Below are 16,358 nucleotides of genomic sequence, written 5' to 3'. Positions count from 1 at the left end.
CGCCTCCTCAGGATCCGACTCACCAGCCATGTTCTCCGCATCCGATCACACCGCCATGGAGCAGGCCCTGGCGCTCGCCGCCCGTGGCATGTTCACCACCACGCCAAACCCGCGCGTCGGCTGCGTCCTGATGAAGGACGGTCAGGTCATCGGACAGGGATTCACACAGCCGGCCGGGCACGATCACGCCGAGATCCAGGCAATGAAGGATGCCATCGCGCGCGGGCACGATCCCGCTGGCGCCACCGCCTATGTCACGCTGGAGCCGTGCAGCCACTTCGGCCGGACCCCACCGTGCGCGGATGCGCTGGTGCGTGCGCGTATCGCCCGCGTAGTGGCGGCGATGGAGGACCCCAACCCTTCGGTGTCCGGGCGCGGCCTGCAACGGCTGCGCGAGGCCGGTATCGACGTGCGCTGCGGACTGCTGGAAAAAGAGGCGCGCGATCTCAATATCGGCTTTGTGTCGCGCATGACGCGTGGCCTGCCCTGGGTTCGCGTCAAGGTGGCGGCCTCGCTCGATGGCGGCACGGCGCTCCATGACGGCACAAGTCAATGGATCACCGGCCAGGCGGCGCGCGATGATGGCCATGCGTGGCGCGCGCGCGCCTGCGCCATCCTGACCGGCATCGGTACCGTCCGCGACGACAATCCGGCGCTGACCGTCCGCGCTATCGACACACCGCGACAGCCGCAACGTGTACTGGTCGATTCCCGGCTGGAAGTGCCGCTCGACGCCCAGATCCTGAACCGCGACAGTGGTGATTTCGCCAAGCCGGTGCTGGTCTTCTGCGCGGTGGAGGACCCGGCCCGCCAGCGTGCGCTTGAAGCGCGCGGCGTGGAGGTCGTGGTCCTGCCCAACCGCCATGGCAAGGTCGAGCTGCGCCGCATGCTCGAAGCGCTCGGACAGCGCGGCATCAACGAACTCCACGTAGAAGCCGGCTTCAAGCTCAACGGTTCGCTGATCCGCGAAGGGTGTGCCGATGAACTGCTGGTCTATCTGGCGCCCCGCCTGTTGGGCGACGCGCAGGGCATGTTCAACCTGCCGCCGTTGACCAAACTGGAAGACGCCACCGCATTCCGCTGGCACGAAGTGCGGCAGATCGGCGACGACCTGCGCCTGATCGCACGTCGCGCAGACAGCAAGGACTAACGACCGACTTCATCGTATTCAGACAGAGGCAAATATGTTTACTGGCATTGTGGCGGCAGTGGGCCGCATCGAATCCGTTTCCCCGCTCGGCGATAGCACTGCGGGCGTGCGCCTGCGCGTGGCCGCTGGCGGCCTGGACCTCTCGGACGTGGGCATCGGCGACAGCATCGCCATCCAGGGCGCCTGCATGACCGTGGTCACGCTGGAAGCCGGCCATTTCGACGTGGATGTCTCGCGCGAATCGCTGGACAAGACCGTCGGTCTGGCACAGCCGGGTCGCGTCAACCTGGAAAAGGCGCTGCGTCTGGCGGACCGTCTCGGCGGCCATCTGGTGTCGGGCCATGTCGATGGCCTGGGTGAGGTGGTCCGTTTTGCCCCGGTGGGCGAGTCGCACGAGTTGCGCATCCGCGCGCCGCGCGAACTTGGCCGCTATCTGGCTTACAAGGGCTCGGTGGTCGTGAATGGCGTATCGCTGACCGTCAACACGGTCAGCGACGAAGCCGACGGCTGCGTGTTCTCGATCAACCTGATCCCGCACACGGTGGAAGTCACCACGCTCAACGAACTCGCGGCGGGCAAGCGCGTGAACCTGGAAATCGACCTGATCGCGCGATACGTCGAGCGGATGCTGTCGGCTTCCGGCGAGGCGACGCTCGGCTGACCCTGCCGCTCAGTCTCCGGCAGGACCGAACTTCGGCGCGCCCGCCGCATCGAGCGTCCCGTCGGGATGCTCGACGAACAACCCGCGTGCCACGTTGTGCGGATGCCGGGCGGCCTCGGCAATGCTGAGGACCGGCGCATAGCAGACGTCGGTGCCCCCGAGCAGCGCATCCCAGTGCTCGCGCGGCTGGCTCAGGAACAGCGCGGCGAATCGTTGCTTCAACGCCGGCCAGGTCGCGGTGTCGTACTGCCGGGCGGGATCGATGTCGTGCAGTCCCAGCTTGCCAAGCAGCAACGCATAGAACTGCGGCTCCAGGGCACCGATCGTGATGTATCCGCCATCGGCGCACGCGTAGACATCGTAGAACGGCGATGCATGAAACGGGCTGGGCTCGGCGCCGTCGAGCTGGCCGTTGTTGCGAACCCAGAGCGCAATGCCGCCGAGCATGGTCACCACATCGACAATGGCAGCATCGACCACCCGGCCACGGCCCGTGGTCCGCGCCTCGAGCATGGCGCACGCCATGCCGAAGGCCAGTCCCAGCGCGCCGCCCGCATCGCCCAGCAGCGTGGGTGGGGTCATTGGCACTTCGCCGGGACGCGCCGACAGCGACAACATACCGCTCAGCGCCACGTAGTTGAGATCGTGCCCCGCAGACTGCGCCAGCGGACCTGTCTGGCCCCAGCCGGTCATGCGGCCATAGACCAGCCGCGGATTGCGTGCGGCGCAGTCAGCGGGCCCAAGCCCCAGCCGCTCCATCACACCCGGGCGATTGCCTTCGATCAAGGCATCGGCATCCGCTACGAGGCGCAAGGCTTCGGCGTGGTCGGCGTCCTGTTTCAGGTCGAGCGGCACGATGCGCTTGCCGCGACGCAACGGGCTCGGCTTGTCGCCACCCAGCAGTTCGGCCACCGCCCCGCGCTGCCGGCGGGCAATGACGGTCACCTCGGCGCCCATGTCGGCCAGCATCCGGCCCGCCAGCGGTCCCGGCCCGAGTCCTTCGAATTCCACGATACGAATTCCATGCAACGGTGCAGTCATGCGCTTCTCTCCGATCAATGCCATCAGCCATGGATATGCCGTGCGCCGCACTTGCGCGCAACCGGGAAGAACCCGATGGCTGCGGCCCACCGCCGAGGGCGCTGGCACACGCCTTGGCGTACAATAGCGGCCTTGATTTCGCCGGTAACCCCAAGGTACCGGCCCTGCCCGCCATCCGCACCCGCCCGTCATCAAACGTCGCCCCAGCCATGACTATCGCCCGTACCGAAGACATCATTGCCGACATTCGCGCCGGCCGCATGGTTATCCTCGTCGATGAGGAAGACCGCGAGAACGAAGGCGATCTCGTCCTGGCAGCCGATTTCGTGACGCCGGAAGCCATCAACTTCATGGCCAAGTTTGGCCGTGGCCTGATCTGCCTGACCCTGACGGCCGAGCGCTGCCGGCAGCTTGAGCTGTATCCGATGGTGTCACGTAACGGCACCGTGCATGGCACCAACTTCACGGTTTCGATCGAAGCCGCCGAAGGTGTCACCACCGGGATCTCCGCCGCCGACCGTTCCCGCACCGTGCAGGCCGCGGTAGCCAAGGACGCCCGCGCTGCCGACCTGGTCCAGCCGGGACACATCTTCCCGCTGACCGCCCAGCCCGGCGGCGTGCTGATCCGCGCCGGCCACACCGAAGCCGGCTGCGACCTCGGCGCGCTGGCCGGCCTGACGCCCGCCGCCGTGATCTGCGAGATCATGAAGGACGACGGCACGATGGCTCGCCTGCCCGATCTGGTGGAGTTCGCGCGCGAGCACGATCTCAAGATCGGCACCATCGCCGACCTGATCCACTACCGCAGCCGCACCGAGAGCATCATCGAACGTGTGGGCGAGCGCGACATGCAGACGCCGTGGGGCACGTTCCGCAGCGTGATGTACCGCGACAAGCCGACAGGCCGCGCGCACCTGGCGCTGATCAAGGGCCAGCCGCATCCGGATCGCGCCACGCTGGTACGCGTGCACGAGCCGCTGTCGGTGCTGGACGTGCTGGAAGCCGGCCGCACCACGCACTCGTGGAGCGTGCCCGCTGCGCTGGAAGCGCTGCACGGCGCCGATACCGGTGTCATGGTGCTGCTGAACTGCGACGACTCGCCCGACCAGTTGTTCACGCAGTTTGCGGCGCTGGACGCCCCGAACGACCGTCCGCGCCGCAAGCCCGACCTGCGCACCTATGGCATGGGGGCGCAGATCCTCCGCGATGTGGGCGTGGGCAAGATGCGCGTGCTGGGTTCGCCGCAAAAGATGCCGAGCATGACGGGCTATGACCTCGAAATCGTCGGCTGCCATGCCATGGAAGGCGAAGCCAACTGCGACTGACGGTTGGGCCTGTCCGGATAGCAGGCACACAGAAATCATGGGCATTGGCGCCTGCCAGTGCCGGAACGAATCTACGGAGAATTGACAATGGATCACGGCTTCTACGAGAAGAACCTCGACGGCGAAGGCCTGCGTATCGGGATTGTGCAAGCCCGCTTCAACGAGCCCGTCTGCAACGAGCTGCGCGAGGCTTGCATGGCCGAACTGGAAAAACTCGGCGTCGAAGGTGAAGACACGCTGCTGGTGACCGTACCCGGCGCGCTGGAAGTGCCGCTGGCTCTGCAAAAGATGGCCGAAAGCGGCCAGTTCGACGCACTGGTGGCACTGGGTGCCGTCGTGCGCGGCGAGACGTACCACTTCGAGCTGGTCTCGAACGAGTCGGGCGCCGGTATCACCCGCGTGGGCCTGGACTTCAACGTTCCCGTCGCCAACGGCATCCTGACGGTGGACACGGACGAGCAAGCCCACGCCCGCACGCGAGAGAAGGGCCGCGATTGCGCCCGTACCGCCGTGGAAATGGCAAACCTGGTGGTCGCGCTGGATTCGCTGCGCGAGAACGAAGCTGGCGACGGTGAAGATGATGAGTGATGTGAACGACACCGGCGATAAGCCGTCGGGCGCCAAGCCGCGAACCGAGCCGAAGGCACCGCCGAAGAGTGCACGCCGCCGTTCGCGCGAGCTGGCGCTGCAAGGGCTCTACCAATGGCTGCTGAACCGCAACGACATCGGCACGATCCAGGCGCACCTGCATGACGCGCAGGGCTTCAACAAGGCGGACACCGAACACTTCAACGCCCTGCTGAACGGCGCCGTGCGAGAGGAAGCGCGCCTGACGGCAGCGTTCGAGCCGTTCCTCGACCGGAAAGTCGACGAGCTGTCGCCAGTTGAGCGTGCCGCCCTGCTGGTGGGCAGCTACGAGCTCGTGCACTGCCTGGACATCCCGTACAAGGTCGTGATCAACGAAGCCGTGGAACTGACCAAGACGTTCGGCGGCGTGGAAGGCTACAAGTACGTCAACGGCGTACTCGACAAGCTGGCCGCGCAGGTGCGGGCACCGGAAGTGGCCGCACGCCGCTGATCCTGGCGCCCACTGCCGACGCGCCACTTCGTGCGGCGGCCAGCCTGGACCACGACACCCGCTTCGGCGGGTTTTTTCATGCCGACTATCATGTCGAGGCGCACTCACCCAATGTTGCACCGGTTTCTTTCCCGACGGCCTGCCTAATCTGCCATGAACCTCCAGCACATCGCCACCGCGTCCCGCCTGGCCAATATCGAAGCCTTCCACGTCATGGAGCTGGCCAAGCAGGCGGCCGAGCTCGAACGTGCCGGACGGCACATCATCCATATGGGAATCGGTGAGCCCGACTTCACGGCGGCCGCCCCGGTGGTACATGCTGCGGAGGCCGCCATGCGGCGTGGCGTCACGCAATACACTGGCGCCCTGGGCATCCACGCGCTGCGCGAGGCCATTGCGGGCCACTACAAGACGGCATACGGCCTCGATATCGCGGAGCGTCGCGTCATCGTCACCGCGGGCGCCTCGGGTGCACTGCTGCTGGCCTGCGCCGTGCTGGTCGATATCGGCGCCGAAGTGTTGATGCCTGACCCGAGCTACCCCTGCAACCGGCATTTCGTGGCGGCCTTCGACGGGCAGGCGAAGATGATCCCGAGCGGCCCGGCCGAGCGTTTCCAGCTGACCGCCGCTCAGGTGGTGCAGCACTGGAATGAGAAGACGCGCGGCGTACTGCTTGCCACGCCGTCGAACCCAACCGGCACTTCGATCCTGCCCGATGAACTGAAGTCGATTCTGGACGAAGTCCGCAAGCGCCAGGGTTTTGCGATCGTCGACGAGATCTACCAGGGCCTGTCGTATGACGCGCCGCCCGTGTCGGCACTGTCCCTCGACGACAACGTGGTGACCGTAAACAGCTTCTCGAAGTACTTCAACATGACGGGCTGGCGGCTGGGATGGCTGGTGGTGCCAGATTCGCTGGTGCCGGCGTTCGAGAAGGTGGCGCAGAACCTCTTCATCTGCGCATCGGCCGTGGCACAGCATGCAGCCGTGGCGTGCTTCTCGAAGGAGGCGCTAGCCATCTACGACGAGCGCAAGGCGGAATTCCATCGCCGCCGCGACGCGATCCTGCCCGCCCTGGAGGCGCTGGGGCTGCGGGTGCCGGTAAAGCCCGACGGCGCGTTCTATGTCTACGCCGATTGCCGCCACGTCAACCATCCTGCCGCAGGCGACGCGGACAAGCTGACACAGGCCATCCTGCATGACGCCGGCGTGGTCATGGTACCGGGCACCGATTTTGGCCCCCATACCGCGCGCGACTACATCCGCATCTCGTACGCCACCTCGATGGCGAACATCGAGGAAGCGATGGACCGGATGCATCACTTCCTGCGCTGAAGGACCGTCAGCCGGTTATCGCCAAAACAGAAAGGGCACCCCGAGGGGTGCCCTTTCTGTTTGACCAGCGTTGACGTTCAAGCCGCCTGCGCGGTACCGCTTGCAGCTTCCAGCTTCTCGCCGTTCTGGTGACGGTCCACCGGAGCCTTGATGGTTTCCGTGCCGGTGAGGCCCAGCAGCGCACGCAGGCGTCCGCGTTCGGCCAGCACCTTGGCGCCGTAGCCGCCATCGGTCTGTGTCGTGGCGCCCACGTAGTACTTCAGGCCGCCTTCGATCGTACCCGCGCGGGCGATGCAGTCCTTGAGCACCAGCGCACCGATCTTGATGTTGGCATACGGGTTCAGTGCCGCGGCCACGCCGCCCACTGCCTCGTACTTGTCCGAATGCACCTTGGTCATCACCTGCATCAAGCCCTGCGCACCGACGCCGCTCTCGGCGTACGGATTGAAGCTCGACTCGATGGCGATCACGCCCAGGATCAGCAGCGGGTCGATACCGACCTCGCGGCCCGTCATATAGGCAGCCTTGACCAGTTGTGCCGTCGCCTGCGTCGCCACGCGGTACTTGCGGGCGATGTAGTCGGCCACGGCAGCCTGTTCACGCGCGGAACCCAGCGCGCTGGTATAGCGCGCATCCATCGCCACCCGCTGCACCGGAATCTGTGCGGCCAGATGGGCCACGGACGGCACCTTGCCGGCCGGCGTGTGGCTCCACTCGTCCACGCCCGACACGGTCGGCAGACCCTTGCCCGACGTCGACACAGTAGCCAGCAGACGCGCTGCCGCCACATCCGCCGACACGGCGGGCACGGCCGCGCCAACAAGGCTGGCCTCTTCGGCCACGGCGTTGCTGACGGCAGCATCCACCAGCACGGCAGGCGCTTCGGTTCCCGCCAGCGCACCGGCAAGGGACGTCCGCCACTGCGGGCTGAGCGTAAGCGTGACCGCTGCGGCCACGGACAGCACCCCGAGTGCATTCAAGGTGTACTTCAAAGTCGTTCGGCCGCCGCGCAACAAGGCGCGACCTGCCACCGGATGGGCCAGTCGCACCTGAAGTGCGCGGCTCACACCGGGTACCGGCTGTCTGACGCGGACCTGCAATGCCCGCCCGATGCCGGGAAGATGAAGGGTTTTCCAACCGCTCATACTTACCTCCATCCGCTGCCCCGTTGCGCGCGCCCAGACTTGCTGCGCGTGCCCGATCTCAACGTACTCAAGTAAGGATGCTGCGACCACCTAGCAGGGGTGTCCAAGCATCTGTTGGCGGGCGCTCCCCATGCGCCCAACGGGAAGCAGGATACAAGCCTGGGGAGCTGCACCCTGCCACTAAGAACTCCTATTACCTGGCATCCCGCCAGGGGACCGCACCGGACTCCTCCCGGGAATCCGTGGTGACGATCGGTGTGGAAGTATCGACGCTGCTTTTTTCGTTTCCGCCTCTTGACAGAGACAGGGAAGCCATGGTGCAGCGCAACACCCCACAGAGCAGACCGGATTGTAGGAACGCTTTTATAACCCGTCAAGAATAATGAATCAAAAACCTACTACTTTTAGCTATTTGTAACTAGGCTTTTTACGACACTTATATGGGGTCCAAGAACCTCGAAACGCATACCCTGCCTAGTCTCGCGTGCCGCCACCCCTTCGGGCCAATTCGTAATTTCTTTACAATTTGATGCTTGGACTGCCACGATTTTTTTGCGCCGATGAGGGGTCATGTGTATCGTCACACACACCGCGACGGCTCGCCGGAGATTGGCGCGGCGCCACATTCTGACCGGATTTCACCATGCAATACAAAGACTTACGCGACTTCATCGGACAACTGGAACAGCGCGGCGACCTCAAGCGCGTCCACGTGCCGGTGTCGCCCAACCTCGAGATGACCGAGATCTGCGATCGCGTCCTGCGCGCCGAGGGGCCGGCCATGCTGTTCGAACAGCCGCGACGCGACGATGGCGATATTTTTAAAGTGCCAGTGCTGGCAAATCTGTTCGGGACGACACAAAGAGTGGCGCTCGGCATGGGCGCATCGTCGCTGTCGGATCTGCGCGATATCGGGCACGTGCTGTCCGCACTCAAGGAGCCGGAACCACCGCGAGGACTGCGCGAAGCCGGCAAGCTGTTCACACTGGTCAAGTCCGTCTGGGACATGGCACCCAAGCGGGTCAGCAGCCCGGCGTGCCAGGAAGTAGTCTGGGAAGGCAACGATGTGGATCTGGCTCGGCTGCCGATCCAGACCTGTTGGCCGGGCGATGCGGCGCCGTTGATCACCTGGGGATTGGTCATCACCAAGGGGCCGCACAAGAAGCGCCAGAACCTCGGCATCTATCGCCAGCAGGTCATCGGCCGCAACAAGGTCATCATGCGCTGGCTCGCGCATCGGGGCGGCGCACTCGACTTCCGGGAGCACGCACTGGCCAATCCGGGCAAGCCCTTCCCGATCGCCGTGGCGCTGGGCGCCGATCCCGCAACGATCCTCGGCGCGGTGACGCCGGTACCCGACACGCTCTCGGAATACCAGTTTGCGGGCCTGCTGCGCGGCAGCCGCACGGCGCTGGCGGGATGCATCACGCCCAGCCTGTCGGAGCTTTCCGTGCCGGCTTCGGCGGAGTTCGTACTGGAGGGCCATATCCAGCCGGACCCCGAACACCCTTCGGGCTACGAGCATGCGCTGGAAGGACCCTATGGCGACCACACCGGTTACTACAACGAGCAGGACTGGTTCCCGGTCTTTACGATCGACCGCATCACCATGCGCCGTGATCCGATCTACCACTCCACCTACACCGGCAAGCCGCCCGATGAACCGGCCGTGCTGGGCGTGGCGCTGAACGAGGTCTTCGTGCCGCTGCTGCAGAAGCAGTTCCCCGAAATTACTGACTTTTACCTGCCGCCCGAGGGGTGCAGCTACCGCATGGCGGTGGTCCGCATGAAGAAGCAGTACGCCGGGCACGCCAAGCGCGTGATGTTTGGCGTCTGGAGCTTCCTGCGGCAGTTCATGTATACGAAGTTCATCATCGTGGTGGACGACGATATCGACGCCCGCGACTGGAAGGAAGTGATCTGGGCCATCACCACGCGCGTGGACCCGACCCGCGACACCGTGATGGTCGACAACACCCCCATCGACTATCTCGACTTTGCTTCGCCGGTCTCGGGCCTGGGCTCGAAGATGGGCATTGACGCCACCGACAAATGGCCCGGCGAGACCACACGCGAGTGGGGTACGCCGATCAAGATGGATCCGGCCATCAAGACGCGCGTCGACGAGATCTGGGGCACGCTGTTCGAAGCCGGCCGGTAGGAGGCCGAGGCCGGCAGGCTGGAGGACGGTCGGCTATCATCTGTCGACCATCCATCACGCCATCACTCTCATGGCCCGCGTCAGACGGGCCTCGGAGGAGACAACATGACCCTCGAAGCAGGGAAGCTGATGTGGACGCCTTCGCCGGCGTTCGCCCAGGCGAGCCAGCTGGCCGCCTACATGGACTGGCTGCGCCGCGAGCGCGGGCTCGATTTCCCGGACTACGGCAGCCTCTGGCAGTGGTCCGTCACCGAGATCGAAGCGTTCTGGCAGTCCATCGTCGATTACTTCGATGTCCGCTTCGACACGCCGCCTGCCTCGGTACTGTCCGAGCGCACCATGCCGGGCGCGCGATGGTTCGAGGGCGCCACGCTGAACTACGTGCAACAGGTCTTTCGCCACGCCCGCGAGCAGGATGCCGCGCAGCGCACGGCCATTCGTCACGCTGGCGAGAGCCTGCCGCTGGCCGACATCACCTGGGGTGATCTCGAACGTCGGGTGGCTTCCATGGCGCACGCCTTGCGCGAGATGGGCGTGGCACGTGGCGACCGCGTGGCTGGCTATCTCCCCAACATCCCGGCCACGGTCATTGCATTCCTCGCCACGGCCAGCCTCGGAGCGGTGTGGTCCGGATGTGCGCCGGACATGGGGCAAGTGGCAGTCATCGATCGATTCCGCCAGATCGAACCCAAGGTGCTGATCGCCGTGGATGGCTATCGCTACGGCGGCAAGGCTTACGACCGGGCACCAGTCATTGCCGATCTGGTGGCCGCCCTGCCCTCGCTGACCGATGTCGTCATCGTGCCGTCAGGCGACACTGATGCCGACATCAAGATCGATGCACGCGTGCGTCGGCATGCATGGGCCGATGTACTGGCACATGACGTGCCGCTGCGCATGGAGCCTGTGCCGTTCGACCATCCGCTGTGGATCGTCTATTCCTCGGGCACCACGGGTATGCCGAAGCCAATCGTGCATGGCCACGGCGGCATCGTGATCGAGCAACTCAAGCTCATGGCCTTCCACAACAACCTGGGCCGCGACGATGTCTTCCACTGGTACAGCAGCAGCGGCTGGATCATGTGGAACGCGCAGATCGCCGGGTTGCTACTGGGCACCACGATTGCGATTTACGACGGCAACCCTGCCTGGCCGGATGCCGGTGTGCTCTGGCGCTTCGTCGACGAGGCAAAGGTCACGATGTTCGGCGCCGGCGCCGCATTCTTCACCAATGCGATGAAGGCCGGCGTGGAGCCGGCGCAGATCGCGGATGTGTCCCGCCTGCGCGGCATCGGCTCCACCGGTTCGCCGTTGCCCGAGGAAGCCTATGCGTGGATCTACGAACACGTGCGACACGATGTATGGCTCGCGCCGATGTCGGGTGGCACCGACTTCGCTGGCTCGTTCGTCGCAGGCTGTCCGCTGCTCCCCGTGCATGCGGGCGAAATGCAATGCCGATGCCTCGGCGCCAAGGTGGAGGCATTCGACGATAGCGGCCACGCGCTGATCGACGAAGTGGGCGAACTGGTCTGCACCGAGCCCATGCCGTCGATGCCGCTGTTCCTTTGGGGCGACGCTGACGGCAAGCGCTATCGCGACAGCTATTTCGACGTGTATCCCCACGCGTGGCGCCACGGAGACTGGATACGCATCACGCCACGCGGCGGTGCGGTCATCTACGGCCGCTCGGATGCCACGATCAACCGGCACGGCATCCGCATGGGCACGAGCGAGTTGTATCGCGTGGTGGAAGAACTGCCTGAAGTGCTCGACAGCATGGTGGTCGATCTCGAATACCTTGGCCGCGAATCCTATATGCCGCTGTTCGTGGTGTTGCGAGAGGGCCTGCAACTGGACGAGGCACTGCGTGACACGATGCGCGCACGCATTCGCTCGGGGCTTTCTTCGCGCCACGTGCCCAACGAGATCGTGCAGGTGCCCGGCGTGCCACGCACGCTCTCGGGCAAGAAGATGGAGGTGCCGATCAAGAAGCTGTTGCTGGGCCATGCACCGGACAAGATTGCCAATCCCGATGCCATGGCCAACCCAGGCTGCCTGGACTGGTACTTCGCCTACGCCACCAGCTATCTGGCGCGTCAGTCACGCGTGGCCTGAGACGTGCGCGATGAAGGGGACGATTACGCGCGCCGCTCAGGCATCGACATCGAGTTCGTTGATCTCGTCGCGCTCGTCGCGCGCCGCGCGAATCCATTCCTGCAACTCGGGAATGGCGAGGATGGTCTTGCAGAAGTCCATCAACTGCGGATCGAGCTTCACGCCGTAGGTGATGAAGCGCGTAACCACGGGCGCATACATCGCATCGGCCATCGTGCGGTGCGCGCCGAACAGGTAAGGGCCGCCGTAACGATCCAGGCAATCGCGCCAGATCGTGGCGATCCGGTCGATGTCGGCCTGCGCACGGGACCACACCTTGAGGCCCGGGAAATGTCCTTTCAGGTTCATTGGCAAGGCCGCCCGCATGGCGGCGAAGCCGGAATGCATCTCGCCACAGATGGCGCGGCAGTGCGCACGCGCCACCAGATCGGCTGGCAGCAAGCCGGCCTGCGGCCGGATCTCGTTGAGATACTCGCCGATAGCGAGCGTATCCCAGACGGTCACGCCTTCATGACGCAGGCAAGGCACCAGGAAAGAGGGCGAGAGCAACAGGATTTCCGCGCGCACTGCGGGATCGTCAGGCGGCACGAGCACCTCCCGGAATTCGAGTCCCGCAAAGCGCGTCAGAAGCCAGCCGCGCAACGACCACGAGGAGTAAGTCTTGCTGCTGATGGTCAGGGTCGTCTCGGCCACACGTGCCTCCCTCCGCCAGTGGCGGGCGCAATGTTTGGATGGAGTCGTTCGCTTGCAGTATCGGTGGCGACGCCGCATTTCGCCAGTTTGCGCCGCGCGGCGCACCTTCAAGGTGCATCGCGGCGCGTCCGGTACATCCGGCTCGCACGTCATCGCAAGTTCGCAAGCGCCATGCCAACTTGCGCTACGCTGTGGCCTCCCAACGTCCATGCCCGATACCCTCGCCACCATGACCACGACACAGCGCTTTCAGGACCAGGATCTGCTCAAGATCGGTCAGAACGATGACTATCTGCTACTGGCTCCCGAACATGGCGGGCGGCTGGTGCGCTGGGTCCACCGGGGCGAGGACATCCTGTACTGGCCGGCGTCAGCCGACTGGTCGCGTCTGTCAAAGGTGCGCGGCGGCAATCCACTTCTGTTTCCGTTCATCGGCCGGCATTTCGTGGACGGCGAGGTGGGCAAGTGGCAAGACGAGGAAAGCGTGGTCCACGCCCTGCCCCAGCACGGCTTCGCACGCGACCTGTCCTTCCTGATCTCGGACATTTCGGACGATGCAGTGAGTCTGTCACTGGCCTCGTCCGATGCCACGCGGGCCGGCTATCCGTTCGAATTCGTTTTCACGGTGACGTACCGACTGGTGGCCGCAGGGCTCGAGGTCACGCTGCGCACCGCCAACACCGGCACCCGGCCGCTGCCTTACTACGCCGGACATCACTTCTACTTCGCCCTGCCCCATGGCGACCGCTCACGCAGCCACATTACGCTGCCGGCTGCCTCACGTATGCGGCAACGCCAGGACGGAAGCCTGACCGATGCCGAGCCGGGCGAGGCCGACTATGCGCTCGACGATCCCCGGCTGCAGGACACCTTCCATGTGCTGAAAGCGCCGGGCGAAGTCACCGTGGCGCTCCCTGCCCGCACGATCGAGATCACCGCTCCAGACGCGGCACACTCGGTGCCCTGGTACGCGGTGACAACATGGACCGAGCGTGAGGATTCGGATTTCTACTGCGTCGAGCCGTGGCTCGGATTGCCCAATGCCATAGACCATCGACAGGGATTGCGATGGATTGCAGCGGGATCGGAGGAGTCGGCAGTCTGCACGCTGACCATCCGGTAACGCCAACGCCTGTCCCTCCCTAGCGCATCAGATGCTCGAAATCGAGGCCACCGATCAGCACGGTGGGATCGGCCTGCGTGTGGGTGTTGATATCGAACTGCCGGGGCTCCTGCCAGGCATCGAGTTTGCCTGCCAGCGCGTCGAGATACTCCGCAAAACGCGTCTCGCCGCCCGTGGCAAAGAGTCGATCGACCTCCCAGCTATCCCAGGAAAGTGTGATGTCGAGCGGATTGGCATAACGGCCCGCATTGGCCCGAGCGGGCGCCCAGACTCGCAGCCGCCCCGGCTCGCCGGGAAACTCGGGCGGCAAGACTTCGCCATGCAGCGTGCCGTGAGACAGCCGGTGCAAGCGCTCGATGATGCGCGGAAGCAATTCGGCAGTGAAGCGTTGGGCAGGAATGGGATGCACGGGGGCAACGGACGTGAAATGGGGGCAAGCGATATTGTGCCCTCGGGACGGACCCGAGAGGTCAGATGCGGTTGGAAAAATGCCGCAGCAGGCTGGGAGCGACGCCGAAGGCATCCGCCGCACCCATGCTACAATCCGCCCCCAGTAAGCCATAGCGGGCGTCGTATAATGGCCATTACCTTAGCTTCCCAAGCTAAAGACGTGGGTTCGATTCCCATCGCCCGCTCCACGTTTCATTGACAAGCCGCCTTTGGCACCCGGTCGAACGATGACCGGCAATCGCCGGGCGGTTTTTTGTTGCCATGCTTCCCCAAGACACCCAAACCGACACGCTGCCGGGCGATGACGCCGATGGCGACCCGCAACAGCCTTCCGACGCGACGTCAGCGACGGCCCCTGCCGACGTTGCACATCCGCGCCGCATCCGTTCGTTCGTGCGGCGTGCGGGCCGCACCTCCACTGGCCAGCAGCGCGCCATCGACGATCTGGGGCCGCACTTCATCGTGCCTTACGCGCCGCAGCCGCTCGACTGGGCGGCGACGTTCGGGCGCGAGGCGCCCGCCATTCTGGAGATCGGCTTCGGGATGGGCGAAACCACGGCACACATCGCCGGCGTGCGTCCACAGGACAATTTCCTGGGTTGCGAGGTCCATGAACCGGGCGTCGGCGCGTTGCTCAAGCTGATCGGCGAACGCGACCTGCAGAACGTGCGGATCATGAATCACGACGCCGTCGAAGTCATTGCGCACATGCTGACTGAAGATTCGCTGGACGGCGTGCATATCTTCTTCCCGGATCCGTGGCACAAGAAGCGCCATAACAAGCGCCGCCTGGTGCAACCGCCGCTGGTGAAACTGCTGGCGAGCCGTTTGAAGCCAGGCGGCTATATGCACTGCGCGACCGACTGGGAAGAATACGCACACCAGATGGTCGAGGTGCTCTCCGGTGAATCGACCCTGAAAAACACGTCGCAAGCCGAAGGCGGCTTTGCGGAGCGGCCCGATTATCGTCCGGTCACCAAGTTCGAGAAGCGCGGATTGCGTCTCGGCCATGGCGTCTGGGATGTGATATTCCGCAAGCAGTAAGCGCAAAGCATCGCAAGCATAAAAAAGGGGGCCGATTCGGCCCCCTTCTTCTTTTACCGCTCAGGAAATCAAGCGTGCCACGCCACCATGCCGGTCCAAGCCGTCAGCAGCACGATCACGCCGAAAACAATGCGGTACCAGGCGAACGGCTTGAAATCATGCGTCGCAACGAATCGCAGCAGCCAGCGCACGCACAGGAACGCCGACAGGAACGCAAAGACAAATCCGATGCCGAAAATGCCGATGTCATCGACCGACAGCAGCGCACGCGCCTTGTAGAGTTCGTACACCGTCGCCCCGAAAATCACGGGGATGGCCAGGAAGAACGAGAACTCGGTGGCCACCTGACGCGACAGCCCGAACAGCATGCCGCCAATAATCGTGGCGCCCGAGCGCGATGTGCCCGGGACGAGCGCGAAACACTGGGCAAACCCGACCTTGAGGGCATCGCGCCAGTTCAGGTCGTCGATCGATTCGACACGCGGCGCACCGGCCTTGGCCGCTTCCAGCAGCGCATTGCCTTGCGGATGCGAGACCGTGCCGCGACGCGCCTCGCGCCATTCGGCCAGCAGGATCACCACGCCGCCGATGATGAATGCCATCGCCACGGTGATCGGATTGAACAGGTGTGCCTTGATCCATTTGCCGAACACGAACGCGAGAACGATGGCCGGCAAGGTAGCGACCACAACGTTGACGGCAAAACGTTGTTGCGTGGGGTCTGACGCCAGTCCGCCCAGCGCAGCGGCAATCCGCTTGCGGAATTCCCAGCAAACGGCCAGGATCGCGCCGAACTGGATCACGATCTCGAAAATCTTGCCCTTCTCGTCGTTGAAATCCAGTAACTGGCCCGCAAGAATCAGGTGACCGGTACTGGAGATGGGCAGGAATTCGGTCAGTCCTTCAACGATCCCGAGAATGACAGCCTTGAGGGCGAGTGCAATATCCATATGGACTCAAAAAAGTAGGCACGGAGGCGAAAAGGCGGAATGTCGGATCCGCAAGCCATGCGTCATTGGCGCATCGGCATTATTGTT

At 64.5% G+C, this 16,358-nt stretch carries 15 protein-coding genes and 1 tRNA gene; 11 read left to right on the top strand and 5 right to left on the bottom strand.

What is annotated here, in order from left to right; translation table 11 throughout:
* Positions 1–28 precede the first annotated feature (28 nt).
* Both ribD and ABDB81_RS00870 read left to right on the top strand, forming a co-directional pair.
* Positions 29–1,150 carry a bifunctional diaminohydroxyphosphoribosylaminopyrimidine deaminase/5-amino-6-(5-phosphoribosylamino)uracil reductase RibD gene (gene ribD, locus ABDB81_RS00875; protein WP_137925127.1) on the top strand — a complete coding sequence of 374 codons (1,122 nt, stop codon included), beginning with the start codon at positions 29–31 and terminating at the stop codon, positions 1,148–1,150.
* Between the two features lie 34 nt (positions 1,151–1,184).
* A complete protein-coding gene (locus tag ABDB81_RS00870) occupies positions 1,185–1,811 on the top strand; it encodes a riboflavin synthase (protein WP_137925126.1) in 627 nt (208 codons plus the stop codon).
* Between the two features lie 9 nt (positions 1,812–1,820).
* Here ABDB81_RS00870 and ABDB81_RS00865 read toward each other — a convergent pair whose 3' ends face one another.
* Entirely contained in the window at positions 1,821–2,852 is a 1,032-nt protein-coding gene (locus ABDB81_RS00865) for a CaiB/BaiF CoA-transferase family protein (protein ID WP_346809387.1), read from the bottom strand.
* 209 nt (positions 2,853–3,061) lie between these two features.
* Here ABDB81_RS00865 and ribBA point away from each other — a divergent pair, with 209 nt between their 5' ends.
* The 4 genes from ribBA (at position 3,062) to ABDB81_RS00845 (ending at position 6,590) form a co-directional block, all read left to right on the top strand.
* Positions 3,062–4,177, top strand: a complete 1,116-nt coding sequence (gene ribBA, locus ABDB81_RS00860) for a bifunctional 3,4-dihydroxy-2-butanone-4-phosphate synthase/GTP cyclohydrolase II (RefSeq protein WP_137925124.1) — start codon at positions 3,062–3,064, stop codon at positions 4,175–4,177.
* Between the two features lie 87 nt (positions 4,178–4,264).
* The gene (ribH, locus tag ABDB81_RS00855; RefSeq protein WP_137925123.1) at positions 4,265–4,765 is read left to right on the top strand and encodes a 6,7-dimethyl-8-ribityllumazine synthase; all 501 of its coding nucleotides are present in this window, start codon (positions 4,265–4,267) and stop codon (positions 4,763–4,765) included.
* The gene (gene nusB, locus ABDB81_RS00850; RefSeq protein WP_137925176.1) at positions 4,758–5,255 is read left to right on the top strand and encodes a transcription antitermination factor NusB; all 498 of its coding nucleotides are present in this window, start codon (positions 4,758–4,760) and stop codon (positions 5,253–5,255) included. The genes ribH and nusB overlap by 8 nt, the downstream gene beginning before the upstream one ends.
* A 153-nt stretch (positions 5,256–5,408) precedes the next feature.
* Positions 5,409–6,590, top strand: a complete 1,182-nt coding sequence (locus ABDB81_RS00845) for a pyridoxal phosphate-dependent aminotransferase (RefSeq protein ID WP_346809385.1) — start codon at positions 5,409–5,411, stop codon at positions 6,588–6,590.
* Between the two features lie 77 nt (positions 6,591–6,667).
* On the opposite strand, the gene ABDB81_RS00840 is transcribed toward ABDB81_RS00845, so the two are convergent.
* Positions 6,668–7,735 carry a lytic transglycosylase domain-containing protein gene (locus ABDB81_RS00840; protein WP_137925121.1) on the bottom strand — a complete coding sequence of 356 codons (1,068 nt, stop codon included), beginning with the start codon at positions 7,733–7,735 and terminating at the stop codon, positions 6,668–6,670.
* Between the two features lie 643 nt (positions 7,736–8,378).
* On the opposite strand from ABDB81_RS00840, the gene ubiD reads away from it, so the two are divergent.
* Positions 8,379–9,896 carry a 4-hydroxy-3-polyprenylbenzoate decarboxylase gene (gene ubiD, locus ABDB81_RS00835; protein WP_346809383.1) on the top strand — a complete coding sequence of 506 codons (1,518 nt, stop codon included), beginning with the start codon at positions 8,379–8,381 and terminating at the stop codon, positions 9,894–9,896.
* A gap of 105 nt (positions 9,897–10,001) precedes the next feature.
* Positions 10,002–12,011, top strand: coding sequence for an acetoacetate--CoA ligase (locus tag ABDB81_RS00830; RefSeq protein ID WP_137925119.1), 2,010 nt, complete (start codon positions 10,002–10,004; stop codon positions 12,009–12,011).
* Between the two features lie 36 nt (positions 12,012–12,047).
* Here ABDB81_RS00830 and ABDB81_RS00825 read toward each other — a convergent pair whose 3' ends face one another.
* A complete protein-coding gene (locus ABDB81_RS00825) occupies positions 12,048–12,704 on the bottom strand; it encodes a glutathione S-transferase family protein (protein WP_137925118.1) in 657 nt (218 codons plus the stop codon).
* A gap of 208 nt (positions 12,705–12,912) precedes the next feature.
* On the opposite strand from ABDB81_RS00825, the gene ABDB81_RS00820 reads away from it, so the two are divergent.
* Entirely contained in the window at positions 12,913–13,827 is a 915-nt protein-coding gene (locus ABDB81_RS00820) for an aldose epimerase (RefSeq protein WP_346809381.1), read from the top strand.
* Positions 13,828–13,846: 19 nt separating this feature from the next.
* Here ABDB81_RS00820 and ABDB81_RS00815 read toward each other — a convergent pair whose 3' ends face one another.
* Complete coding sequence (locus ABDB81_RS00815) at positions 13,847–14,236, bottom strand: DUF5594 family protein (protein WP_346809380.1); 390 nt, start codon at positions 14,234–14,236, stop codon at positions 13,847–13,849.
* A 154-nt stretch (positions 14,237–14,390) separates the two neighbouring features.
* Between ABDB81_RS00815 and ABDB81_RS00810 the strand changes: the two genes are divergently transcribed.
* Positions 14,391–14,465 (top strand) — tRNA-Gly (locus tag ABDB81_RS00810).
* A gap of 73 nt (positions 14,466–14,538) precedes the next feature.
* Entirely contained in the window at positions 14,539–15,321 is a 783-nt protein-coding gene (trmB, locus tag ABDB81_RS00805) for a tRNA (guanosine(46)-N7)-methyltransferase TrmB (protein WP_137925117.1), read from the top strand.
* A gap of 68 nt (positions 15,322–15,389) precedes the next feature.
* Here the strand turns inward: trmB and ABDB81_RS00800 are convergent, their stop codons facing one another.
* Entirely contained in the window at positions 15,390–16,271 is an 882-nt protein-coding gene (locus tag ABDB81_RS00800) for an undecaprenyl-diphosphate phosphatase (RefSeq protein WP_137925116.1), read from the bottom strand.
* Positions 16,272–16,358 lie beyond the last annotated feature (87 nt).

This window comes from Cupriavidus sp. DL-D2 (genome assembly GCF_039710735.1).
In the GTDB taxonomy this organism is placed as follows: domain Bacteria; phylum Pseudomonadota; class Gammaproteobacteria; order Burkholderiales; family Burkholderiaceae; genus Cupriavidus.
The sequence above is the reverse complement of the archived record's forward strand: the minus strand, read 5'-3'. Positions and strand labels throughout refer to the sequence as shown.

Excerpts from the sequence above, each read along its gene's own strand:
- ribD (WP_137925127.1), top strand. The coding sequence starts at position 29 with ATGTTCTCCGCATCCGATCACACCGCCATGGAGCAGGCCCTGGCGCTC.
- ABDB81_RS00870 (WP_137925126.1), top strand. The coding sequence starts at position 1,185 with ATGTTTACTGGCATTGTGGCGGCAGTGGGCCGCATCGAATCCGTTTCC.
- ABDB81_RS00865 (WP_346809387.1), bottom strand. The coding sequence starts at position 2,852 with ATGACTGCACCGTTGCATGGAATTCGTATCGTGGAATTCGAAGGACTC.
- ribBA (WP_137925124.1), top strand. The coding sequence starts at position 3,062 with ATGACTATCGCCCGTACCGAAGACATCATTGCCGACATTCGCGCCGGC.
- ribH (WP_137925123.1), top strand. The coding sequence starts at position 4,265 with ATGGATCACGGCTTCTACGAGAAGAACCTCGACGGCGAAGGCCTGCGT.
- nusB (WP_137925176.1), top strand. The coding sequence starts at position 4,758 with ATGAGTGATGTGAACGACACCGGCGATAAGCCGTCGGGCGCCAAGCCG.
- ABDB81_RS00845 (WP_346809385.1), top strand. The coding sequence starts at position 5,409 with ATGAACCTCCAGCACATCGCCACCGCGTCCCGCCTGGCCAATATCGAA.
- ABDB81_RS00840 (WP_137925121.1), bottom strand. The coding sequence starts at position 7,735 with ATGAGCGGTTGGAAAACCCTTCATCTTCCCGGCATCGGGCGGGCATTG.
- ubiD (WP_346809383.1), top strand. The coding sequence starts at position 8,379 with ATGCAATACAAAGACTTACGCGACTTCATCGGACAACTGGAACAGCGC.
- ABDB81_RS00830 (WP_137925119.1), top strand. The coding sequence starts at position 10,002 with ATGACCCTCGAAGCAGGGAAGCTGATGTGGACGCCTTCGCCGGCGTTC.
- ABDB81_RS00820 (WP_346809381.1), top strand. The coding sequence starts at position 12,913 with ATGCCCGATACCCTCGCCACCATGACCACGACACAGCGCTTTCAGGAC.
- trmB (WP_137925117.1), top strand. The coding sequence starts at position 14,539 with ATGCTTCCCCAAGACACCCAAACCGACACGCTGCCGGGCGATGACGCC.
- ABDB81_RS00800 (WP_137925116.1), bottom strand. The coding sequence starts at position 16,271 with ATGGATATTGCACTCGCCCTCAAGGCTGTCATTCTCGGGATCGTTGAA.